This is a genomic window from bacterium (genome assembly GCA_040755795.1).
GTDB lineage: Bacteria > UBA9089 > CG2-30-40-21 > CG2-30-40-21 > SBAY01 > JBFLXS01.
In genome coordinates, this window is record JBFLXS010000349.1 from 1 (window position 1) to 4335 (window position 4335).

Genomic DNA, 4335 nt, shown 5'->3' on the forward strand with positions numbered 1-4335 from the left:
AGTAACTACGGAGCGTGGAGCATGGAGAACAGAAGGAAAAACTCAAAACTCAAAACTCAAAACTCAAAACTATCTCTACCTCTTCGCTTTCACGCTTGGCTTATCCTTCACCCATCATATGCAAACAGTCTACTTAGTCCCAGCAAGCATATTTTTTATCATAGCAGTGTACTGGAAAAAATGGATGCAACAAAAACAATCATTCTACTCTCTACTCTCTACTCTCTACCCTCTACTCTTAAAAATGCTTTGCTTATTCATCTTACCATTGTTCTTATATCTATATCTACCTATTCGAGCAAGTGCTGACCCTGTTTATAACTGGAGTGATCCTGATACATTAAGAAAGTTTACTCATCACATCTCAGGACAATCGTTCAAAGAGTATTTTACCTCAGGAATAAATGGGATTTATAAAAATTTAACCCATATTCCGCATTTCTTAAGTGATCAATTTCATTATTTCTGGTGGATGAGTTTAATTGGATTACTTATTTTACTATTTAAAAATAGAAGTAGAGTTTTATTTTTCTTTTTAATCATCATAGTAAACATATCTTTGGCTGTGAGATATTCTATCCCAAACATAGAAGATTATTATATACCATCTTATATTATCTTTATGATTTTATTTAGCTTATGTAGTGGATTTATAATAAATAAATTTTTAAAAAAAGGGATAATATTTTCTATTTTATTTTTTATCGTGCCTATAATTTCCTTTATAATACATTATCCTTATAATAACAGAAGTAACTATTATTTTGCTTATGATTATGGAAATGGTATTTTATGTCCTGTGGATAATGAAGCAATTATGTTCCTTTCGGGTGACGCTATAGAATTTCCCGTTTGCTATCTAAAATATTGTGAGAATCAGCGTGATGATGTTGCTTTAATTTTTACTATCTTTTTGACAGATGAGTTAGTTGTGAAAGAAATAGGATATTGTGAAACGATTAAAAAACAATATCCTGAGATAGATTTATCTACTCCAATTCAAAATGATGAAATTGACTATAATGATATAGAAAATAGTGTTAAAAGGATTAAAATTAAGGAGATTATATCTAATAAACTTATATCTCGGCCAGTATTTTTAATGTATGATAACGAACTACTCAATAATTATATCTTAATTCCAAAAGGATTTTTCTATAAAATTGTGTCTAAAGAAATAAAGGAAGAAAAAATATGTGAAGAGTTAAAAACCTGTTCATTTCACCTTTTTATAAGAGGGATAAAAGACGATAATATGATTTTTAAAGATGCTGCATGGACATTACGGGTAATTATAAATTATGTTCTCTCATATTATATTCACGGATTTATCTATTATAAAGAGTTAGGGAAGTATGAAGAAAGTATAGATAACTATGAGAAGGCATTAGAGATAAAAATAAAGAATAAAGAAATTCCTTATTTTGTTCCATACAGTACTTGCTATAATCACTATTTAAATGAATATAAAAGAAATATAGAAGAAATAAAAAAACATCTTTTAAACACTTATTGGGAATGGGGAAATTATTATGAGAAGAAAGGACTTATTTTAAAAGCAATTGATTTGTATAAAAAAGTAGAGGAGATATCTCCCGATAATATAAAATTAAAGAACACTGTTGGGTATTTATATTTTAGCCAGAATAGGTATCAAGATGCAATAAATGAATTTAAAGAATCTATTGAGATATGTCCCACTGATGTAAGGTCTCATATAAATTTAGCTTCAGTTTACTATGCCAAAGGATTATATAAAGAAGCTATATCTGAATGTAAATGTATTTTAGAACTTGATGCTGATAATACTTATGCTAATCAGATGTTAGAAACAATTTTGAAAAGGAGGTTGGATAAGTAAGAATGGGTAAAAAACTTATGTTAGGAGTGGTATTATCTATCGGTGTGTTTTTGAAAGTGGAATTTGGTGGTGCAAGTACTATTGTATGTGGAACTCAGAGTGGTACATGGAATTTAGTTGGAAGTCCGTATATAGTCACGGGAACTGTAACTATCCCTCAGGGGTTAAGTTTGACCATTGACCCAGGAGTAGTTATAAAGTTTGCTACCAATACATCCATGATTAATTATGGTACATTATCAGCTATTGGTACAGTTGATGGAACGATTACTTTTACATCTAACGCAGGTACACCTACTCCAGGTGATTGGAATAGTATTAAATTTAGTGGTGCCCAAAGTAAAGGAACAATTAGCTATTGCCTTATAGAATATGGGAAACAAGCTATTTATTTAGAAAATGCTTCAAAAATTACTATTACTCATAATACAATTAGAAATAATAAAGGTTCTATTGGTGCACCGGGAGTGAATAACCAGTCGGGTAATGTTGGTGAAATTGGTGCAGGGATATACTTAACTTCCTCTACTAACAATACCATAAAAGGTAATACTATCTATAACAATCAAGGGGGGACTGGTGGACAAGGGGGAAACGCTGGTGGTTCAGGTGGCAACGGAGGAGTTGGAGCAGGGGTATATTTGAACTCATCTATTAACAATAGTATAATAGATAATACTATTGCTGAAAATCGAGGAGGTTATGGAGGGGGAGGAGGAGACTTTAGTTCAGGTGGTCGAGGAGGGATTGGAACGGGAATATATTTATGCTCATCAACTAATAATACTATATCTGCTAATATTATCTCTAATAATCGAAGAGGAGAAAAAGGACAAGGTGGTTGGGGAGGACCAAACGGATGCTATGGTAATAGCTACGGTATCTATATTGACTCAAATAGCTACAATAATATCATTGATTCTCTTAACACCTATAATGAGGAACCTATACTTTATTATTATGGAATAACTACATCTACAATTATTGAGAATCAAACATTAACTCTTAGTGGATCCAGTTCGACAAACTTGGGTAGAATTGTCTTAATTAATTGCTCAAATTTTATTATTAGAAATAATTTTATTGCTGGAGGTATTGGTGAAAATGGATACACAAATGATTGTTTTGCTACAGGCGGTAAAGGAGGAACTGGTTCAGGAATATATTTAGGTTCATCAAGTAATAATATTATAACTCGTAATACCATTAAGGAGAACCAAGGTGGATATGGTGGAACAGGAGGAAAATATGGTTCAGGTGGTCGAGGAGGAATTGGAACAGGAATATATTTATGCTCATCAACCAATAATACTATATCTGCTAATATTATCTCCAATAATCGAAGAGGAGAAAGAGGACAAGGAGGAGGTGGAGGTAACTCAGGAATAGAGGGTAACCCAGGTAACAGCTACGGTATATATATTGACTCAAATAGCGATAATAATATCATTGATTCTGTTAATACCTATAATGGGGAACCAATCCATTACTATTATGGAATTACTACACCAACTACGATTGAATATCAGACTTTGACACTTACAGGTTCTGGTTCAACAAATCTCGGCAGAATTGTTTTAATCAATTGTTCAAATTTTACTATTAGAAACAATTTTATTGCTGGAGGTATTGGTGAAAATGGACACACAGGTGGTGAGATGGAATCAGGTGAAGTAGGGAAAATGGGAGTAGGGGTATATTTGAATTTATCTACTAATAATACCATTACAGGTAATATTATTTTTAAGAATCAAGGAGGTTTTGGTGGGACAGGAGGGAAGGTAGCTTCAGGAGGTGGTGGTGGAATTGGATCAGGGATATATTTGAATTTATCTACTAATAATAGCATAACAGGTAATAATATTTATGAAAATCAAGGGGGTAGTGGTGGAACAGGAGGCGATGAGCGCCCTCTTGAGAATGGAAATGGAGGGAGTGGTAATGGGATTTATCTTTTTTCCTCGGATAATAATAAAATTATTAACAATACCATTAAAGATAACACAGGTGGTACTGGTAAGTCAAATGGTAATGGAGTCGGAATTTACTGTAAATCTTCAGTAATTTCTGAACTTATTTATAATAATATTTACAATAACGGAACCTACAATCTTCAAACAGATATTTCTCCGGGAACTCAAACAGCAGAATATAACTGGTGGGGTAGTGACCCACCTGCTACTTATACTTTCTCTGGTAATATAGATTATGATCCATGGTTAAGAGGTGCTATAGCAAAGATTGTCATTATTCCCTCGTCAGGCACAGTTGGAACTTTAATTACAGTTTCAGGGGAAGATTTTGGCTCAACTGAGTTAATACGAATAGATTTTGGAACAACTCAAACTAGGCTCTTTTGACTTTTGAGTGGGTAAATGATATAATAGGTAAAATCCCAATCAAAATCCAAAGGAGCAAATATGATAACAAAACATATATTTGAGCAGGCCTTAAATATTCAAGAGCCATGGTAC

General features: G+C 32.7%; 2 protein-coding genes. Both read left to right on the top strand.

Annotated elements, in window-relative coordinates; all coding sequences use genetic code 11:
• Positions 1-1861 (top strand): tetratricopeptide repeat protein (locus AB1414_16340; GenBank protein MEW6608987.1); only part of this gene is annotated, 1861 nt, incomplete at its 5' end.
• 2 nt (positions 1862-1863) lie between these two features.
• The gene (locus tag AB1414_16345; protein MEW6608988.1) at positions 1864-4221 is read left to right on the top strand and encodes a right-handed parallel beta-helix repeat-containing protein; all 2358 of its coding nucleotides are present in this window, start codon (positions 1864-1866) and stop codon (positions 4219-4221) included.
• The last annotated feature ends 114 nt before the right edge of the window (positions 4222-4335 follow it).